At 30.8% G+C, this 16,944-nt stretch carries 20 protein-coding genes; all 20 read right to left on the bottom strand.

What is annotated here, in order from left to right; genetic code table 11:
- Positions 1 to 5: 5 nt before the first annotated feature.
- Positions 6 to 428 carry a hypothetical protein gene (locus FVE77_RS03565; protein ID WP_026745682.1) on the bottom strand — a complete coding sequence of 141 codons (423 nt, stop codon included), beginning with the start codon at positions 426 to 428 and terminating at the stop codon, positions 6 to 8.
- 16 nt (positions 429 to 444) lie between these two features.
- A complete protein-coding gene (locus tag FVE77_RS03560; protein WP_036087660.1) occupies positions 445 to 978 on the bottom strand; it encodes a C40 family peptidase in 534 nt (177 codons plus the stop codon).
- Between the two features lie 129 nt (positions 979 to 1,107).
- Positions 1,108 to 1,815 (bottom strand): transglycosylase SLT domain-containing protein, encoded by a 708-nt coding sequence (locus FVE77_RS03555; RefSeq protein WP_051254467.1) that lies wholly within the window; start codon positions 1,813 to 1,815, stop codon positions 1,108 to 1,110.
- Positions 1,816 to 1,833: 18 nt separating this feature from the next.
- Complete coding sequence (locus FVE77_RS03550; RefSeq protein ID WP_162141759.1) at positions 1,834 to 2,805, bottom strand: DUF4116 domain-containing protein; 972 nt, start codon at positions 2,803 to 2,805, stop codon at positions 1,834 to 1,836.
- Positions 2,806 to 2,931: 126 nt separating this feature from the next.
- Positions 2,932 to 3,603, bottom strand: a complete 672-nt coding sequence (locus FVE77_RS03545) for a hypothetical protein (protein WP_026745679.1) — start codon at positions 3,601 to 3,603, stop codon at positions 2,932 to 2,934.
- On the bottom strand, positions 3,590 to 3,982 hold the full coding sequence (traD, locus tag FVE77_RS03540; protein ID WP_026745678.1) for a conjugal transfer protein TraD: 393 nt from the start codon (positions 3,980 to 3,982) through the stop codon (positions 3,590 to 3,592). Before traD ends, FVE77_RS03545 begins: the two co-directional genes overlap by 14 nt.
- On the bottom strand, positions 3,966 to 4,457 hold the full coding sequence (locus FVE77_RS03535; RefSeq protein WP_026745677.1) for a S26 family signal peptidase: 492 nt from the start codon (positions 4,455 to 4,457) through the stop codon (positions 3,966 to 3,968). Before FVE77_RS03535 ends, traD begins: the two co-directional genes overlap by 17 nt.
- Positions 4,458 to 4,473: 16 nt before the next feature.
- Complete coding sequence (locus tag FVE77_RS03530; RefSeq protein ID WP_026745676.1) at positions 4,474 to 5,925, bottom strand: peptidoglycan amidohydrolase family protein; 1,452 nt, start codon at positions 5,923 to 5,925, stop codon at positions 4,474 to 4,476.
- Between the two features lie 76 nt (positions 5,926 to 6,001).
- Positions 6,002 to 6,373, bottom strand: coding sequence for a hypothetical protein (locus FVE77_RS03525; RefSeq protein ID WP_026745675.1), 372 nt, complete (start codon positions 6,371 to 6,373; stop codon positions 6,002 to 6,004).
- A gap of 67 nt (positions 6,374 to 6,440) precedes the next feature.
- Positions 6,441 to 7,151 carry a nucleotidyl transferase AbiEii/AbiGii toxin family protein gene (locus tag FVE77_RS03520; protein WP_026745674.1) on the bottom strand — a complete coding sequence of 237 codons (711 nt, stop codon included), beginning with the start codon at positions 7,149 to 7,151 and terminating at the stop codon, positions 6,441 to 6,443.
- Positions 7,123 to 7,599: a hypothetical protein gene (locus FVE77_RS03515; RefSeq protein WP_081690288.1), complete on the bottom strand. Its 477-nt coding sequence runs from the start codon at positions 7,597 to 7,599 to the stop codon at positions 7,123 to 7,125. The genes FVE77_RS03520 and FVE77_RS03515 overlap by 29 nt, the downstream gene beginning before the upstream one ends.
- 89 nt (positions 7,600 to 7,688) lie before the next feature.
- Positions 7,689 to 7,880 carry a hypothetical protein gene (locus FVE77_RS03510; protein WP_026745673.1) on the bottom strand — a complete coding sequence of 64 codons (192 nt, stop codon included), beginning with the start codon at positions 7,878 to 7,880 and terminating at the stop codon, positions 7,689 to 7,691.
- A gap of 120 nt (positions 7,881 to 8,000) precedes the next feature.
- Positions 8,001 to 9,464 (bottom strand): type IV secretion system protein, encoded by a 1,464-nt coding sequence (locus tag FVE77_RS03505; protein WP_026745672.1) that lies wholly within the window; start codon positions 9,462 to 9,464, stop codon positions 8,001 to 8,003.
- Between the two features lie 13 nt (positions 9,465 to 9,477).
- The gene (locus FVE77_RS03500; RefSeq protein WP_036087655.1) at positions 9,478 to 10,209 is read right to left on the bottom strand and encodes a hypothetical protein; all 732 of its coding nucleotides are present in this window, start codon (positions 10,207 to 10,209) and stop codon (positions 9,478 to 9,480) included.
- 1 nt (position 10,210) lies between these two features.
- Entirely contained in the window at positions 10,211 to 12,694 is a 2,484-nt protein-coding gene (locus tag FVE77_RS03495) for a VirB4 family type IV secretion/conjugal transfer ATPase (protein ID WP_026745671.1), read from the bottom strand.
- 1 nt (position 12,695) lies between these two features.
- Positions 12,696 to 13,319 carry a hypothetical protein gene (locus FVE77_RS03490; protein ID WP_146967811.1) on the bottom strand — a complete coding sequence of 208 codons (624 nt, stop codon included), beginning with the start codon at positions 13,317 to 13,319 and terminating at the stop codon, positions 12,696 to 12,698.
- A 55-nt stretch (positions 13,320 to 13,374) separates the two neighbouring features.
- Positions 13,375 to 13,614: a VirB3 family type IV secretion system protein gene (locus FVE77_RS03485; RefSeq protein ID WP_021744870.1), complete on the bottom strand. Its 240-nt coding sequence runs from the start codon at positions 13,612 to 13,614 to the stop codon at positions 13,375 to 13,377.
- Positions 13,614 to 14,603 (bottom strand): ATPase, T2SS/T4P/T4SS family, encoded by a 990-nt coding sequence (locus FVE77_RS03480; RefSeq protein WP_021744871.1) that lies wholly within the window; start codon positions 14,601 to 14,603, stop codon positions 13,614 to 13,616. The genes FVE77_RS03485 and FVE77_RS03480 overlap by 1 nt, the downstream gene beginning before the upstream one ends.
- Positions 14,600 to 14,899: a hypothetical protein gene (locus FVE77_RS03475; RefSeq protein ID WP_026745669.1), complete on the bottom strand. Its 300-nt coding sequence runs from the start codon at positions 14,897 to 14,899 to the stop codon at positions 14,600 to 14,602. The genes FVE77_RS03480 and FVE77_RS03475 overlap by 4 nt, the downstream gene beginning before the upstream one ends.
- Before the next feature lie 8 nt (positions 14,900 to 14,907).
- Positions 14,908 to 16,944: a type IV secretory system conjugative DNA transfer family protein gene (locus FVE77_RS03470; RefSeq protein ID WP_026745668.1), complete on the bottom strand. Its 2,037-nt coding sequence runs from the start codon at positions 16,942 to 16,944 to the stop codon at positions 14,908 to 14,910.

The raw sequence follows: 16,944 nt of genomic DNA, 5'->3' as shown, positions 1-16,944 counted from the left end.
TACATTTATCTCTCTAAATCTTTGTCATCAGTATTCCGAAAACTTCTAGAAAAATTTTGTTTTTGGTTTTCACCTAGACTTTTCTCTTTCTCAGTTTTTAAATACTTATTATTCTTTATCCCTTCATTTAATATTTCAATTTTCCAATCATCTCCATAATACATAAATTCTATATTTTTAAATTTATCAGCTTCCTCTATACAATCACTAAAATCATGTTCCAAAGTATCAAAACTAAACTCATCATATTTTAAATTTAAAGTATTAATTGTATCTCTCAATTCTTTTACAAATTCTTTGTTATATACATTCCCAAATTTTTCTTCTATTTTTGATAAAATATGTTCTGATGAATAATATACATTTTCCTTGTCAAATTCCACACCATCAATTTCTCCTAAAAATTGTTGAATTACCTTACTTTCCATACTATCTCCTTCACATTTATATAACCGACACTGCCCATCTAAATTTATCTTGATAAAATCCAGTAAAGTCTGATACAGTTACTCTTTTGCTTTTTGAACTGGCATGTATAAACTGTCTATTCCCAATATACATCCCGACATGTGAAATTCTACCTTTTCCTAAAGTTTCAAAAAATAATAAATCTCCTTTTTTAATGTTGTTATATAGTTTTGGCTTAAATACTGACTGTTCTGCTGAAACACGTGGAATTGTAATTCCTAGTGTTCTCTTAATCACATATTGTACAAAGCTGGAGCAGTCAAAGCTATTGTTTCCAGTTGCACCATATACATAAGGCTTTCCAATCTGAGTTTTTGCAAATTCTACAATTTTATATCTTATTTTTTCTTCTCTGTCCTTATTGCTCTTAGTTGTGTTATTTTCAATTATTTCCATCTTTTTACTATCTTCATTTATTAATTGTTTCTGAAAATTAATTTCCCCCTTAGAAAAAGATAACGAAGAAATAACTGATATTCCCATTAAAATTTTTACAACATTATTAAACATTTTCCACTCCTTCAAATCTTGTTTCATAATTCTTATTATTTTTACTGCTCAGTGTTTTTTCTCAAAACTTTTGTAATGAAAAAAATCCACTGACCTAATTTTGATTTTCTCACGTGTGAGAAAATATAGTTACAAGTTTATTATTTTATTATATTTCTGAATTACTTTTGGTATGTATTCCCTTGTTTCCTTTATCCCTTTCCAAGCGTTATTTGCTAATCTTCCACAGCCAGCGTTATAGCAGACCAGCATTTTTGAAACACTCCCAGTTTTTTCATAATCTCTTTTTAAATGCAACACACCTCCCTTTATATTTCCTGATATGCTGTTATCCACTCCAAATTCCTTAAAATTAAAAGGCATTAACTGCATAAGCCCTCTTGCTCCAGCACTTGATACTGTTGAATGATTAAAATGGCTTTCAGTATTCATAACTGCTAAAACTAAATATGGATTAAAGTTATACTCTTTGCTGTATTTGAAAACATAGCCAAGTATATTTTGTATTTCATTTTCATTCAGTCTGCTGTTCTGTGTTTTAATATATTCAATAAGTTTTCTGTTTCCAATATTTTTTTGAATACGAGAAGTATTATTAACTTTTTTTACAGACTTATCATCATAAAATAATCTGTTGTTTTGTGATTGGATATTGCCTGTATCTTCTTTAGACAAATTGTTTAATTCCTTACCCTTGTCAGCCTCATTATCCTTTTGCATTTTTAATTTCTCAATTCTTTCCTGCTCAACTTTTTCTTTCTGTTTCTGAAAGCTTATCTCTCCCCCAGAAAAGGAAATTTTTGAAACTATCATAAGAAACAATATACATTTTTTCATTTATAACCATCTCCTTTGCTATCTTTCAATTTCAATGTCCTTGCTTTTTATTTTCGGATTTGTATAATTTATCTTTATTTCCTCATAATCACTCTTTCTATCCAAATCAGTATCTTTTAAATAAGGATTTGTTCCATACACAAATTTTTCTTCCCTATCTGTCAGCCCATCAAAATCACTGTCCTTGTATTTTTCCTTAATTTCCTCTATTTCCTGTTTAATATTTTCATCTCCATAACTTAGAGCGTCTTCATTTCTTTTTAAAACTTCCGTTACGACATCTTCATCCTTTTGCATTTCAGAACTTGCATATTGATAGGAATTAGGGTAGTTTTTTACAGATTCCATCACTATTTCCTTATCATTTTTTAATTCCTCGCTTGCAAATTGTAAAGCACGTCCATCCTGTTTTACTGCTTCCAAAACTAAATCCCTGTTATTTTTAAGCCTTTCACTTGCATATTCAAGATTTTTCGCATTTTCTTTGACTTTTTTCATAACATATTTTTCATCATCTCTTATTTTTTCTGAAGAATAATATTTAAATGTATTTTTACCTGCATATATTGAGGCTTCATACCATTTTTCCATTTTATCAGCCTTATTTCTAAGTTCATTCATTTTGTTTTCCTCAATGTATTTTTCCAATTTTTCATTAGTAATTGATTTTATTTCCTTTTTATCCTTTAACATCAAATATTCTCGAAGATACTCGTTATTTTTATCTTTTTCAAGCATATTCCTGATTTTTTCCATTGTTTTGCTGTCATATCCACTTTTTACATACAGCTCAACATCCTCTTCAGATAATCCTTTTTCAAATCCTTTCCTTATTTCCTTCATCTGATTTACATCCAGCTTTTTCATCACAAGTTTTTCCCATTTGCTATCATCCAAGTTATTTTCAGCTCTTTTTTGCAATATTTCCTCATTAAGTACAGGTGTTACACATAATTTAAACTGTTCAAGAGTCAAATTTGATTTTATCATTTTCTTTATCTCCTGTTTTTCGTCTTTAGAAAATTTTACTCCTATCCTTTTCAAATAGTCTTTTTTCTCATTTTTTTGAAACATGCTCAACAACATTATTCTAGCCCTTTCTTATTAATTAAAATTTTATCTCTTTCTTGCTTCCTGCCCTTTTACAAATTTTTTGTAATCTATTATCAAATTATTCATTTTTATCAGTTCATTCACTCCTCCAATAACATTTTTAAAAACAGTATCGTATTCTATTCTGCTCAGTATCTTTATTCTTTTATTTTTCAATTTTCTCAGTATCAATACAGCTTCTAACTTATTTCTGTATATAAAATCATTCTCATTCAGATATTCTTTAAATCCTAATTTTCTATCTATTTCTTCATTCAACTTTTTTAATTCATTTTCCCTTTCAGTTACTTTTTCATCCAATTTCTGCATTTCCATATCAATTTCATTTTCTCTAATTTTTAAAGCGTCTTCTGTTTCATATAACTTTTCTCTCCTATCTCGATAAATTTTTTTCTGCTGCTGTTCCAACTGATAAATTTTTTCATCGTATTCACTCTCAATTCTCCTCTTTTCCTGATTATATTTTCTTTCCTCATCGTGTATGAACTGTTCAAGTTCTTCAGCAAGTTCAGCTTTTATTTCTAATTTTTCTAATTTCACCCTTTCTTTTAATTCATCGCCTTGAAGTTCCGTTACTTTGTTAGTTTTTTTTCGCTCTATTTCTTCAAAATCTTCACTTTCTAAGGGAGAAAATCCTTCATTTTTCATCATTTCTTTCAAATTATCTAAACTCATCTTTTTTCTCCAATCTTCGTTTCAACATCTGTTTCTTTTCTTCTCTCATCTGAAACTCTTCACCACCCATAATTTTACAGTCTTTAATTTCATCATTGCTTAAAAACTGAAATTTCATAAAATATCCCAGCAACGTTGCCTTATCTTCATTTAAAATATCCGCAATTTCAAGTAGAACTCCCATTTCAATCAGTTTTCTTGTTCTTTGCTTCCATTTTTGATTTTTTTCCGATGTATTTAGCCTTCTTGTATCATTTGCTATTTCTCGTCTGATTTCCTTTATTTTTTCATCTGTCTTAACTATTTTCTTATGTATTTCAATTTTCCTTTTTTCATTAGATTTCAGTTTAATCATCTTATCTTCATATTCTAAACTCATATATCAACCTTGCTTTTTTCTCTATTTTTGACTTCTTTATTGCACCATAATATCTTCCGTCAAATGTCCCCCTGACTTTAGATAATGTCAAAACTTCATCTTCCTTTATTTTCCCATTGAAATTAGACGATATTTCAGGAAATATTTCTCCATAATCTTCATCATTTACATATATCCGATTATCTTTTATCTCAACTTTATCCTCATAAAATGCCGCAACAGGTTTTACTGATTTAAACATTGTCCCTTTTATACTTGTCAAATTTTTATATTTATCATTCACCTCATAAACAACTAAATCCCCCTTTTTCAATACTCCATCAAATTTTTCCAGTTTATATATTCCTAATGGAATTGACGGTGTTACATTTATTACATAAATTTTTGACAATAGATGTAGCCCTGTGAATGTTATGGCAAGAAATATTGATACAGAAAGCATTATCAAGTTAAACTTTTTAGTTCGTATATCCACAATTTCCTCCCTCTTTTTAATTTCCTTTGGCAAGTGTTGTTGTTATCTTATCTGCTTCATTCATTACAAAAGCCATTACCATTCCTACTGTGATAAACAAAAATATTGTTTCGTATTTCAATTCCTTAAAAGTAACTTCCCCAAATCCTGCCACATCCAAGTTTTTAAATACTATTCCTCCCAGTGCCATTATGACAACTATTTTACTTCCTGTGAGAAATAGGGTTGTCAATGCTTTATTTCCTAAGTCCCTTTTTGTAATCGAATTTACATCAAAAGGTAAAAATATCCAAGATAATCCCAAAGCCATTCTAAACTGTAATACCGCCATCATCATTTCAAATATTATTTTTACCACAAAATAATAAACAAGAATAATAACCCCTATTAACAGCAGTATTTTCCCAAGTTCTTCAAAAAATAGCCTTGAATCAGTAATAATATTAAAAAAATTAAAGTTTGATTCATTAATAATCTTTAAGATTTTCCCTGTTTCCCTTCCAGCTATTGCCCATATACTGTTTAAAGTTACAGTCCCTCCACTGTTTCCCATAAAATATGAGCCAATTCCAGAAAATATTCCATACCCCATATTAATTAAAGAAATTGCATTAGGTATAACATATGCCAGTATTGAAAATCTTATCATTATTCTGAGTAAGGACATCCATAAATTTTCCAATACATTTTTTACTATATAGCCATATAAAACCCACATTATTTCAAGAACTGTGAGTACACTTAACAGAACTAATAATCCAGGTATCATTTTTTCTATCCCGCTATTTATCATTTGTACAAATTCATTTTGAATATTATCCCAATCTACTGATAACGATGATTTTGTGGAAGCAGTTGAAGCATTATTTCCAGAATGCCCTCCGTTTGCAGACACTGTTGAACCTGCTGGAGGTACTGCAACTGTTCCATCTGAATTTACTGGAGTATATCCGTTATTTATCAATACCTGCTCTGCTGTAATAACTCCTGAATATCCTCCATGTGCTTTGCATATATTGTAGCCTTTTGATACTTTTACTCCACCTTTAGGATATGGTTTTGAATTTGAAGCGTGAACAACGTCAATACTGCATCCATTTGCTGTGCCAATTGCATAAACTACATGTCCATTAAATAAAATGGCATCTCCTGGTTTTATTTGATTGGTTGCTATTTTAGTCGCTTTTGCTCCTGCTCTCATACTCGATGTTGTGTTTGCCCAATTTTTAGTATTCGCTCCTGTAACAGAACTCATACCTGCCGCTTGTGAAGTTCTATCTACAAAACTGGAACAGTCATAAGTATTTGCTCCCATTCTATTAGCCTGACTATATGCCTTTCCTACTTGTGCCATTGCATAATTAACAACATCCTGTCTATATTTTGCTACATCATAATTTCCTTTATTTCCAGCAGAAACTGCTATCAAATTAAGAATGAAAAACAAGCTAATTACAATTTTTTTCATATTTCCTTTAATCCCCCTTTCTAAAAAAGTACAAAAAAAAGACTAGAATTTTAATCTAGCCTTTCATACTTTAAAATTAAGGTAACTTATTTAATTTTCTATCTAAATAATCAATAATATTTCCATTTCCATCTTTAATTACAAATCCATTTTTTATTATATGTATATATCTGTCCATCCCTTGAATTTTATAAATTCCATTTCTTAATAACTGTATATTATCCCATTCAAATCCGTTTTTATCCGCATTTTTTTCTCCAGTATTAAAACCAATTTGATATGTTCCGTTAGATAATTTCCTTATCCCTACTGGATCTTGATATCCAACTTTACTGTAATACCAGTATCCAATTATTTTATCCATATATGAGTTAGCGTTTCCTGTCTTTGCAGAAAAACCTAGTATTCCTATTATGAACATTAAAGTTACTATCCCTTTTTTAATCATATCACTCTCCCCATATCGTTCATATTTACAACAACTTTTTATCGTTAAAATTATATTTAAAATTTATTTATCTTTCCATTTCTTTATTCTTTTCAGAATTTAATTCCAAATTTTTATTTTTAGAATAATTGATAACTAAATTTTCAATCTTATCATACGTTTCTAAAACTATTTCTTCTGAATTTTTTGAAATATCCTTTAATTCATTTTTTTCAAATTCTTCCTTTAATAAATATGATAAAGTATCCAAATTTTTATAATCCATACGCTCTTTAAAGTCTATCAGCATATCTTTTGTAAATTTTTCAGGCTGTTTTTTCAAAAAATAGGACAAATCATAAAAATCTCTTATTTTATCCCTATCATTAAATGCTCTTATTTTCATCTTTAAAATTTCCTCTAATGAATAAACATTAACTCCTGCAATATTTTTATAATCATAAATTTTAGATTGTAAAAATTTTTTATTTCGGGAAGAAATTTCAATTTTTAAAGGATAATCTCCATAATTATTTGTTGCTCCGTAATCAACCATTACTCTAAAAACTGTTTCTGTATCTTTTTTTATGATCATATTCCATTTATTCTGTCCAATAGTTTTTAATTTATTCAGTATATTCATATTCCCACTAATTGAATCCAAATCAACATCTTCTGAAAAACGATCTAATCCGTAATATAATAATAAAGCTGTTCCACCTTTTAAAACATAATTTTCACCTAATTTTGGTAAAATTTTTTTTATTATGTCAATTCTGTCCTTTTGCCACTCTTTCATCATAAAGCTCCTTATCATTAAAATATCTTACAGTAAATTCATATTTAAGAAACTCATCCACTCTTGGATTATCCTTTATACTTCTCAGATACTGATAAAGCTGTTCCGTTTCATCTTCATTTAAAAAATCACTGCAACAGTTATGAAGCGAAGGTAACTGATAATCCTTCATTGTTAATACCAAATCTGCAATCGCTCTTGGAAAATTAGCAATATATACTTCCCTTTTACTTGGATAATCTATTGTTCTTTTCTTTATTCCAGAATTTCCTAAAACATTTGTCGTGTTATACAGATTTATTGCCTTGTCTTTATCATAAGAAAATAAATAAGTTCTTGGATGCCAATCAGCAGTATTTCTATTTTCATCAGGAATATTCAATGCTTCCCATCCAGATATATAACTTGTTGAAGAAGTTTTTGGTATTATTCTTTCATATAATTCCATTTTTTCACCTCATTTAAACTTTTATATCATTTTATTTTAATTTCATTATAACTTTTAAGTCGTCTTCAGAAGTCAGACTTTCTAGTATTTTAAATACAAAATTCTAAATTTTTATTATCTCTTTCTTCAAAAAACTTTTTAATTTCTTCAGGATTACTAATTATATTAATTTCCAAATTAGGCACTTTATTTACAGTAAAACCCTCTTCTGTCATTTTTATTAATTCTTCAGCTGCTTCTTTACTTAATTCTAAATTCTTGAAAAAACTTGACGTTGCCATTCTTATCACATCTTTAATAATTTCTATTTTTACAATAATATTATATCACATCTAATAGTTTTTTCAATCTGAATTTTTTAAAACTAGATTAATATTCTATTGTCATTGTCCTTACACATTTTATTCCTTGCTGTTCTTTTCTCTCCTCATTTCAGATTCTGCAAAAGTTTCACTGTTACTATTCTCAGTTTCTTTTGTTTTTGTATTTTCTGAATGTTTTTGCGTGACTTTCTTCCCTTCATTTGACTGTTTTTGAGAATCCTTATTCGAGGCTGTCTTGCTGTTATCACTTCTCATTTTTTCTTCAGCTTCTTTTGTATCGGCTATTCTATCCGCATTTCCTGATTTAGTTTTTTCATTTCCTTTATTTGCATTTTGAGAATTTTGATTTTTAGTGTTTTCTGTTTCCTGTGATTTATTTTCTTCGGTATCTTTCTTATCATCTTTTTTATTGCCCATAAATTTTTTAATTCCATCACTGGCCATATTTTTTACTTTTCTGCCTGAAGCAATTGGATCAAAGTCCATTGTCATTACTTTTATTGCTTTTCCTGCATTTTCAGCAGCCGAAGCAGTCAGATTTCCAGGATATTTTCCTATTTTAGAGCCTATTTTCGCACCTGTCTTCATACCTGCTATTGCTCCTGCTCCTCCAGTAGACACCCCACCAACAACTGAACCAACTGCTGCACCTAGTCCGCCAACTGCTGCACTTCCCAATAAAGATGTAACTCCTCCTACAGCCGAGCCTCCTGCACTAACAACATTTCCAGTAAAATTACCAAGCTGTGAGCCATTTAATCCACCTTGTCCGTATAAAATTAAAGAAGCTATGCTCTGATAGTTCTTTATTAAAAATGAAATTGCTATGAATACCGCAAGCCACACAATTATCGTATGAGGCTCGTTATTTTCTGCCCCAATATTTTCAGGAATAGGATAAGATTTTAAAATTTTTACTCCCATAGATGAAAGTGCAACTGCAACCATTAATTGAGTGCCTGAGCCTACAATTGCTCCCAAAGTTTTTCTTCCTATATCGCTCAAAGCGTCAAGTGGTAGACAAGCAAGATATATTATTGCCAATTTTCCAACTACATGGAACTGTATTATAGCTATTGTTATTGTTGATATTATAAACACTAAAAATATGAATCCAATAATAAAGAGAATAAAGTACAGAATAGCCCAAAAATCTTGAAACTTTAAGCCTATACTTAAAAACTTGCTTAATTCCTCCCATAACTTATCCCAAATGCCCTGCACTTTTAACGGACTTCCAAGCCCTTCTCCAAATAAGTTTCCTATATCGGAAAATAGTTTATATGCCATATCCAGCAGTTCCTTGTACATTTTTATAAGCCCAAAAGTAAGTGCATATCTTACAAGTTTTTTTATAGTTTCAACAAGTGTATTGCCTATGTTCTCCGACCAGTTAAAGAAGGCTGTAAATGATAAGTCCAGCACAGCAAATGATGAGGCAAGTGTCAATATTACAACCATTAAAGTTGTCATTCCTGTATCAAGCATACTGATTATTGGTTCAATCAGTGCCGTATCAAATTGAAAATTTGCCGCTGCCAATTATTTCTCCTCCTTATCTCTTATGTTTTTTCACTTCATTTTCCATTGCCTTTATATGATTGTTTAAACTGTTTTTTGTATATTCGCTTCTTTTTTGAGCTTCCCTTCTTGCCTGCACTTCTTCAGCCGCCTTTAATGCGTCAAGTCTATTTGTAGTTGAAATCATATCGGCTATTGCATTCATCTGTACTGACAGGTTGGCACTCCATTGTGATAGCACTTCCAATACTTGCTGTGGATTTTTTGCTTCGTGAGTTTTTCTTATAAGTATCCTTGCATTACCCGATGTTTTTTTCATTGCCACTTCATTCATAGAGCCTGACTTCATTGCGTCCCTTGAAAGACTGTCAAGCGTGTTTGTAAATCTGTCAAGAAGAGCCATATACTGTCTGTTATTAGCATCGGCATAAACATCTTTAAACCATAGTTCAGCTCTTTTTGCGTCCCTTAATGTTGATTTTGTGGTATTTGTTATTCTAACTAATGTCTTTATTGTGTCATCATATTGGCTTATATATTTTTTTAGATAGGCTTCAGGCAGTTTCTTTGAAAGCTCAATCTGTCTTTCTATCTCCTTTAACTGTGCATTAAGGCTTTTTAGCGTCTGTGCATTGATTGCCACACTTTCAAAATATGTTTTCATTTGCCAGTAATCAGAAGCCCCACTGCCTCCTCCAAGTATTCCTGAAAACGAATTTACTGATATGATTGTCATTGTCATTAAAAAGAATATTATTTTTTTCATTTTAGTTACCTCCCTGTATAATTTCCTTACATCTTCTAAATTCCTGACTATTTCTACCCAATTTGTATTCTAGCCATTTTAAGTTAATTTCCTTTAAATCATTTGTTTCTGCACATATTTCCTGTATTTTCATCTGATCTGTTGAACTTGCCGAGCCTACATAAGCCAGTTCAATTTTACCTAAGTCCATTTCAAACTCCCTTGCTCCAAGCTCACTTTTGTAAAAGTATTGTTTCTGCATTTGTCCACGTGCAACTCTTTCAATTTCTATTGCATTTAATCCGAACTTTGAATAAAGTTCCTTCCAGTAATTCTGTGCCTGTGGAGAAGGAAGAAGTATCTTTGTTTTACATCCGTCAACTATTGCAGGTGTTATTTCAGATTTTGAAATTTCATCAAGAGACTGTGTTGCAAAGATTATAAAGGCATTCAGTTTTGCAAGAGTTCTAAGCCAGTCATTGAATTTAAGCCTGAAACTTTCGTTTTCCATTGCAAACCAAGCCTCATCAACTACGATTGCAGTTAGATAGTCCTTTGTTAATTTTTCCACTTCTATTCTATGAAACAGATAGCTTAATATCGGAGCTGTTGCTTTTGGATCTTCTATTATTCTTCCCATTTCAAATACCTGCCAGTTTGAGTCTGAAAAATTATCCTCATTATTATCGAAATATTTTCCATATGAACCTGTATTTGTGTATGGCTCAAGTGCCTGCTGAATTTCCTTGTTCATAACTGTAAATGCAAAATTTGTCATTGTTCTCCTGTTAGGCGGATCATTTGCAAGAGTCGTAAGCGTTTCCCAGATTGTACTTTTCATATCAGGTGTTACAATTACATTTTCCTGCTGAAGAAGGGAAATTATCCAGTTGCTTGCAAATGCTCTTTCTGTTTCGATATGAATATTTGCAAGTGGCTGAAATGCCAAATCATTATCTCCACCTTTTCCCAAGTCATAAAATTTTCCACCCATACAAGCAGTTAAAACACGTATTGAGCCACCTTTATCAAAAAAGAATACCTGTGCATTAGGATATTTTTTAAGTTCAGCTACCAGCATTCCCAATAATACTGATTTTCCTGACCTTGTTGGACCTGCTATAAGCGTATGTGCCGCATCCTTTATATGAAGGTTAAAGTAAAATATATCGTTCAAATCTGTTTTAGTCATCATAAGCGGAACACCTGTAATATTTTTCTTATCCCTAAAAAATTCATTCACTTCCTCTCCACGATACAGCGATGAAGTAGGGAAAAGACAGCTTAAAAGCATTGAGTTTATTGGATATTTTCTTATATTCGCCTTCACATTTCCTGGAATAGCCCCTAAATATGAAGGGAAAATATTGTACTTGTCAATTGAGCAAGTAAAGTCCTGCTCATCAAATATTGTTACTATTTTAAGTGCATTATCTTCAAACCTTTTTATATCTTCATCAGCAAGTATTATGGTAAATGTGTAATATCCATAACTCATTCCGCCTTCCTTAAATTCATTTAAAGCCATTTTGGCTTCTTCTGTTTTTGCCAATTCCAGCTCATCAATGTTAAATGAAGGCTTTTTAGTTATAGCTTCCGTTATGTATTGCCCAAAATTTTTCTGTTTTCCCTGATGAAAAATAAAGAAGTTTTTTAACATCTTTTTTGATTCATTTTGCGAAAGTATAATGTATCTTGCCGACATTCTAAATTCAAAGTCCAGACTTTCAAGTTTTTTCAGAACTCTTGACTCTATCTCATCAGGAAACAGATTAACCGAGATTGTCCTTAAATGCTTTGCCTTTGTCAGTCTTTGTATTTTCGTGTCTTTTCCATTTTCAAAACTTGAGTTTGACAAATATTGATCAATTGGATATAGAGGAGATGTAGGCATTTTCTTCTTTTCAGGAAATTCAGCATTTACTGTGGAATACATATATGCCATAAGTTCATCTCCCTGTAAGACTTCAATGCTTGTTGTAGCATATTTTAATAACGCAATAAATGAAGCTACTTTTTGTCTAAATATTTTTAATTCCCTTTCTGCTTCCTCCACCATTTTTTCTTCTGAATCATCTTCCTTTTTACTAGCCAGCAATGAGTTTATCTTATTTTCAGCATCTTCTGCTATTAAATATGTCAATGTTATATAGTAGTCACATTTAAAATATTCCCCTTTTGAAAATAAATCCTTTCTTTCATTTTCTATAAGAACTGTAGGTATAAAGTTATCATTAATTTCTGTTTCAATATATCCTCTTGACTTCTTTCTTTGAACTTCATAATGAACAATAAAATTGTCAGGCAATTTTTTTATCGCATTGTTATACTGCAATATTTTCAAGTTCACTTCTTCCTCAGTAAAAAAATCCAAGTCGTGATTTCTCACTTTGAGAGTTACCTGAAACCCCATATTTTTATTAACAAGAATAAAGTCATTGAGAAGGAAGTCCCAAGGAATATGATAGATAAATGAATTTTTGTAGTTATCAAGTGTTTTTCCCATTCTATCTTTCCTTTTCTTTATTTTTAATATTTTCCTTAATTTCTTCTCTTTTTAGAACTTTACTTAAAATGTCTCCTCTATCTATTAATACGAATTTTTCTTCGTTGCTTTTAGATATTTTTGTCATAAATAACACTTTATTTGATGACAATTCTTTTTGTGCGGCTACAAAGTCTTTAAATTCTAGTCCTGTTTTTTCTCTAACTGATTTTGAGTCAAGGTATACTAAGTTTCCTACATTTTCTTTGTATGTATTGTAAATTAATTTTGCATTACCTGATAACGTTGAAAGCTTTTCTTCTTTCACTTTTTCTGTTTCTTTTATTTTATCTGCTATTTCTTCCAATTTTTTTTCATAGTTATTTTTAAATTCAAGTGATTTATCTTTATTGATAAAATATTTTATTTTATTTACTTCAAATATAGAACCATCATAATTTATTTTTTCTTCTGATGAATTATGAAAGAATACTTTATTATCTTGTACTAACTCCTTAAATGCTTCATTAAACTTTTCTTCCTCTTTTATTCCCAGTTTTTCCATTATCTGATTTCTGCTTAATGTAGTATATCCGACTTCATTTTTTGTTCTTTCTTCTAAAAAATTCATAATTTTTTCTTTCATTTCAATTATTCCCCTTTCAATATTTTTTCTTTTCGCTTCCATTTTTAATATTCGCTTAAGGATTTAAATATCTTTCAGTCTTGTAATGCTCTATTATCAATTCCAACGTCATCGGATCCTTTACTGACATAACTGCACATAGAATATATATTGCCCCTGCCGGTATAAAAATTACCCAGTGCCTGAATATTAAAAATATAATTCCTGTTAATAATACTAGCGATATAAAAACCTTATATGGCAACCCCATTACCATCTTCACATCCAGCAAAGATTTATACACTTTTAATTTCATTATCCTACCTCCTCAATTTCATATTCCTTTGTCTTTTTATTAAAGCCGTTTACTTTAATTATCTTATTTACCTTTCTTACAGTTTTACCATTTTCAGTCGTTCTTATGATATTTACAATTACGTCTACGGAACGCCCTATAAGTGGCTGTCTTGGATTCCTGTCAACTTCCATTAACAGCTCTTCCAGTCTTTCCAAAGTTTCTTCTGCCCCGTCTGAATGGACTGTTGTAAATCCTCCGCTATGTCCAGTATTCCAGTTTTTAAGTATCTCCTCAGCTTCTTCTCCATATCTAAGCTCTCCCTGAATAATCCTGTCTGGCCTGTGTCTAAGTGCATCCTTTGATAATTCCAGTGCAGAAACATCCTCAGTTACAAAAACTCTTAACACGTTTTCCTTATTGCAAATAATTTCCTCAACTTCCTCAATAATGTATATTCTTTCAACAGTATTCCTGATTCTGTCCACTTCCTTTAAATAATCCACAAGAGCATTAGTAAATGTTGTCTTTCCTGTACCAGTTCCGCCCGATACAACTATATTCTTTTTATTTAAAATGGCTTCTGTAAGAAAATTTTTCTGAAATTCTGTAATTGAACCCATTGCTAAATAATCATCGAGTGTAAATATTTTTTTAGGCCTTTTCCTTATTGTAAATACTGGAATCCCTTTAGTAATTCCTTTTGCGGCTCCTTGAAATCTGTCAGAATTTGGCAAGTTTCCAGAAAGTCTTGGATTTTTTTCAGAAATTATCTTTGAGTTATATGAAGCAAGCACCTGAATAATTTTGTATCCTTCCATTTCATTCAGGTATGTATTTGTCTTATACATTCCCCTTTCATATGATTCCACCCATACATACCCATCAGGATTTAGCATTATTTCCGTAATGTCGTCATCTTCCATATATTCCTTCAATGCTGACAGCCTTTCATTTACAAAGTCTATTTGTGCCTGCTTCTGAAGTTCATATTTTTCACTTTCCGTCATAATATTTCTGCCAGTTCCTTCATTTTTTTAGCAGTTTCATCATTGCTTGGACTTTCAATTATGATTTTTAAAAGTTTGTTTCCGACACCAGATTTTTCTAAAATCTCTTTTAAAATGTCTACATTTTCCTGTTCAACCTTTTCAATTTCCTTTTGGGAATCAGCCATTATTTTCTCCAGTTTGGCAATCTTTTCTTTATTTCTTTTTATTCTTTCAGTATAATTTTTTTCTCTAGCTTTTCTCTTTTTCTTTACTATTTCATCTGAATCATTAATTGTTTCTTCAATATTTTCCATATATCTCCCTATCCTATTTTTTTTGATTTATACTTTTTTCTTACCTTTTCAATAATTTTTTCATATTTTATATCATCATAAAAATCTTCCTCTATCATCTTAAATGTATGCTTGTATTCATACATCCCCTTCATTGCTTCAAATATTACATATCCGTCCTTAAAGAATACTGGCTGGTGCTGTGTCCTTTTTAGCAGTTCAGGATATTCGTAGTAATAGAGCTTATCTAATAATAAAGGTTTTTTATATCCTGTAATTACAACTGCCTTTCTGTCAGGCAGCAGTCTTGTTTCTGAAGGACTTAATAAATCCTTTCCCTGCTCTGAAACGTTTCCTCCCCCTTTTAGCCCAATATTTCTACTTTTTACCCTGATTGTTTCTTTGCCGAGTGTCTTTGAAATATAGTCAGGTGCAGCTTCATCGTTTGGCCTACCAAATATTTGAATCTGACATCCATTTAACACCTCTTTCCCCTGTTTATCGTATGTCGAATTTAACTGATCAAGCCCTTGAAATATTCCAACCATCTTTATTCCAAATCCTGCATAGTACCCAAGCCCTTTTACAAGAGCCTTCATCTTGCCATAGGCATTCAGTTCATCCATTAAAAACGTTATGTTAAAATTTTTCTTACTTAAACTTTCCATTAATAAATTTGTCAGCTGAATATACATTATCCGTACTAACGGAGCTAACAAATCTATATCTTTTGGTTTTATTACAAAGTATAAATCTACAGGATTATCGCCATTAACCAAGTCCATTGCCCTAAAATCAGACTTTCCTATATTTTTTACAACCGAAGGAATTTCAAATACCTGCAATTTAGTCTTTGCCGTTGAAGTAATAGACTTGAACGTATTTTCTCCTGTATTTTGCAATAAATATCCGAACTGTTTTGCAACAAAGGGGTGCAATCCTTTGTTTAATGCTTTAATTGATTCTTCATCAGTATATATTTTTCTAAGCCTTTCAATTGTTTTTTCCTTCAGAATAAAATCTTTTGACATTTCATCCTCGTATTCATCTTCTTCCATAGGCTTTCCAAGATATTTTGCAAACATTCTATACAAAGAATTTTCAGTATTAGTAATTATTGATATTACATCGTTTAGTGAAACTCTAACATCCGTTATATCAGGATCTTCTTCAGGACGGCTGCTTACTTCCCTATAATGAACATAACCAGTTAAAGTGGAAATTGTATCTTTTGCACTGTCTCCCCAAAATGGATCCTTGCTCTCATCTTCCCCAACAATCATTGTTCCAATTATTCTGCAATCTTCAATCTCGTAATTTGTTCCATACCGTACTTCCGATAAAAAGTTATAACTGTTTGAAAGTTCGCTCATTGGCTCAAACTTTAATATCCTGTGCTTCAATATCTTTGCTCTGTACCAGCTCGTAAGCTCATAGTTTTCCTTCTTTATGTCAGAAATAAAGGTTGATATTCTTTTCAGTCCTGCTATAAGGCTTGGAATAATATATCCCACACCTTTTCCTCCTCTTGTTGGCAAGAACAGGGCAATATGTATCATTGACGTATCATAGAGTAATTTTAATTTCCCTGATAAAGTTTTTACATATCCAATAACAAAACCATTTTCATTGCCACTTAAAAAATCTACATCTGACGGCTTTTTCTTATTTTTCTTCAAATCATCATATGTTCCAAATTCAGCATCTCCGTGTGATTTCAGCTTCTTTTTTTTCCAGTACGGCATTGTCAAAATAATTAACGAGCTAATAAATATAAAGCACATACCTAATTGAAACTGCGAAGTTAATCTAGGAGTTTTTTCCATTACCATTTCCCAGTTTTCAGATGGAAAATACATATACTGATTCTTTTTATCAATAATTACAGGTTTTATTAATCTACGTATTTTTGCAAAAGTAGTATAATTATTAACTTTTTCCAGTTCTTCCATATAGTTTGTTGATACTATCATTAAACCTGTTATATTTACTGAAATAAACATTATTATTGCAAAAATCCATTTTACAGGCTTCGTATTTCTGAGCGGCTTATATTTCTTGTCCAT

It is taken from the genome of Leptotrichia hofstadii (assembly GCF_007990525.1).
Taxonomy (GTDB): domain Bacteria; phylum Fusobacteriota; class Fusobacteriia; order Fusobacteriales; family Leptotrichiaceae; genus Leptotrichia; species Leptotrichia hofstadii.
This window is presented reverse-complemented; position numbering and strand designations above follow the sequence as displayed.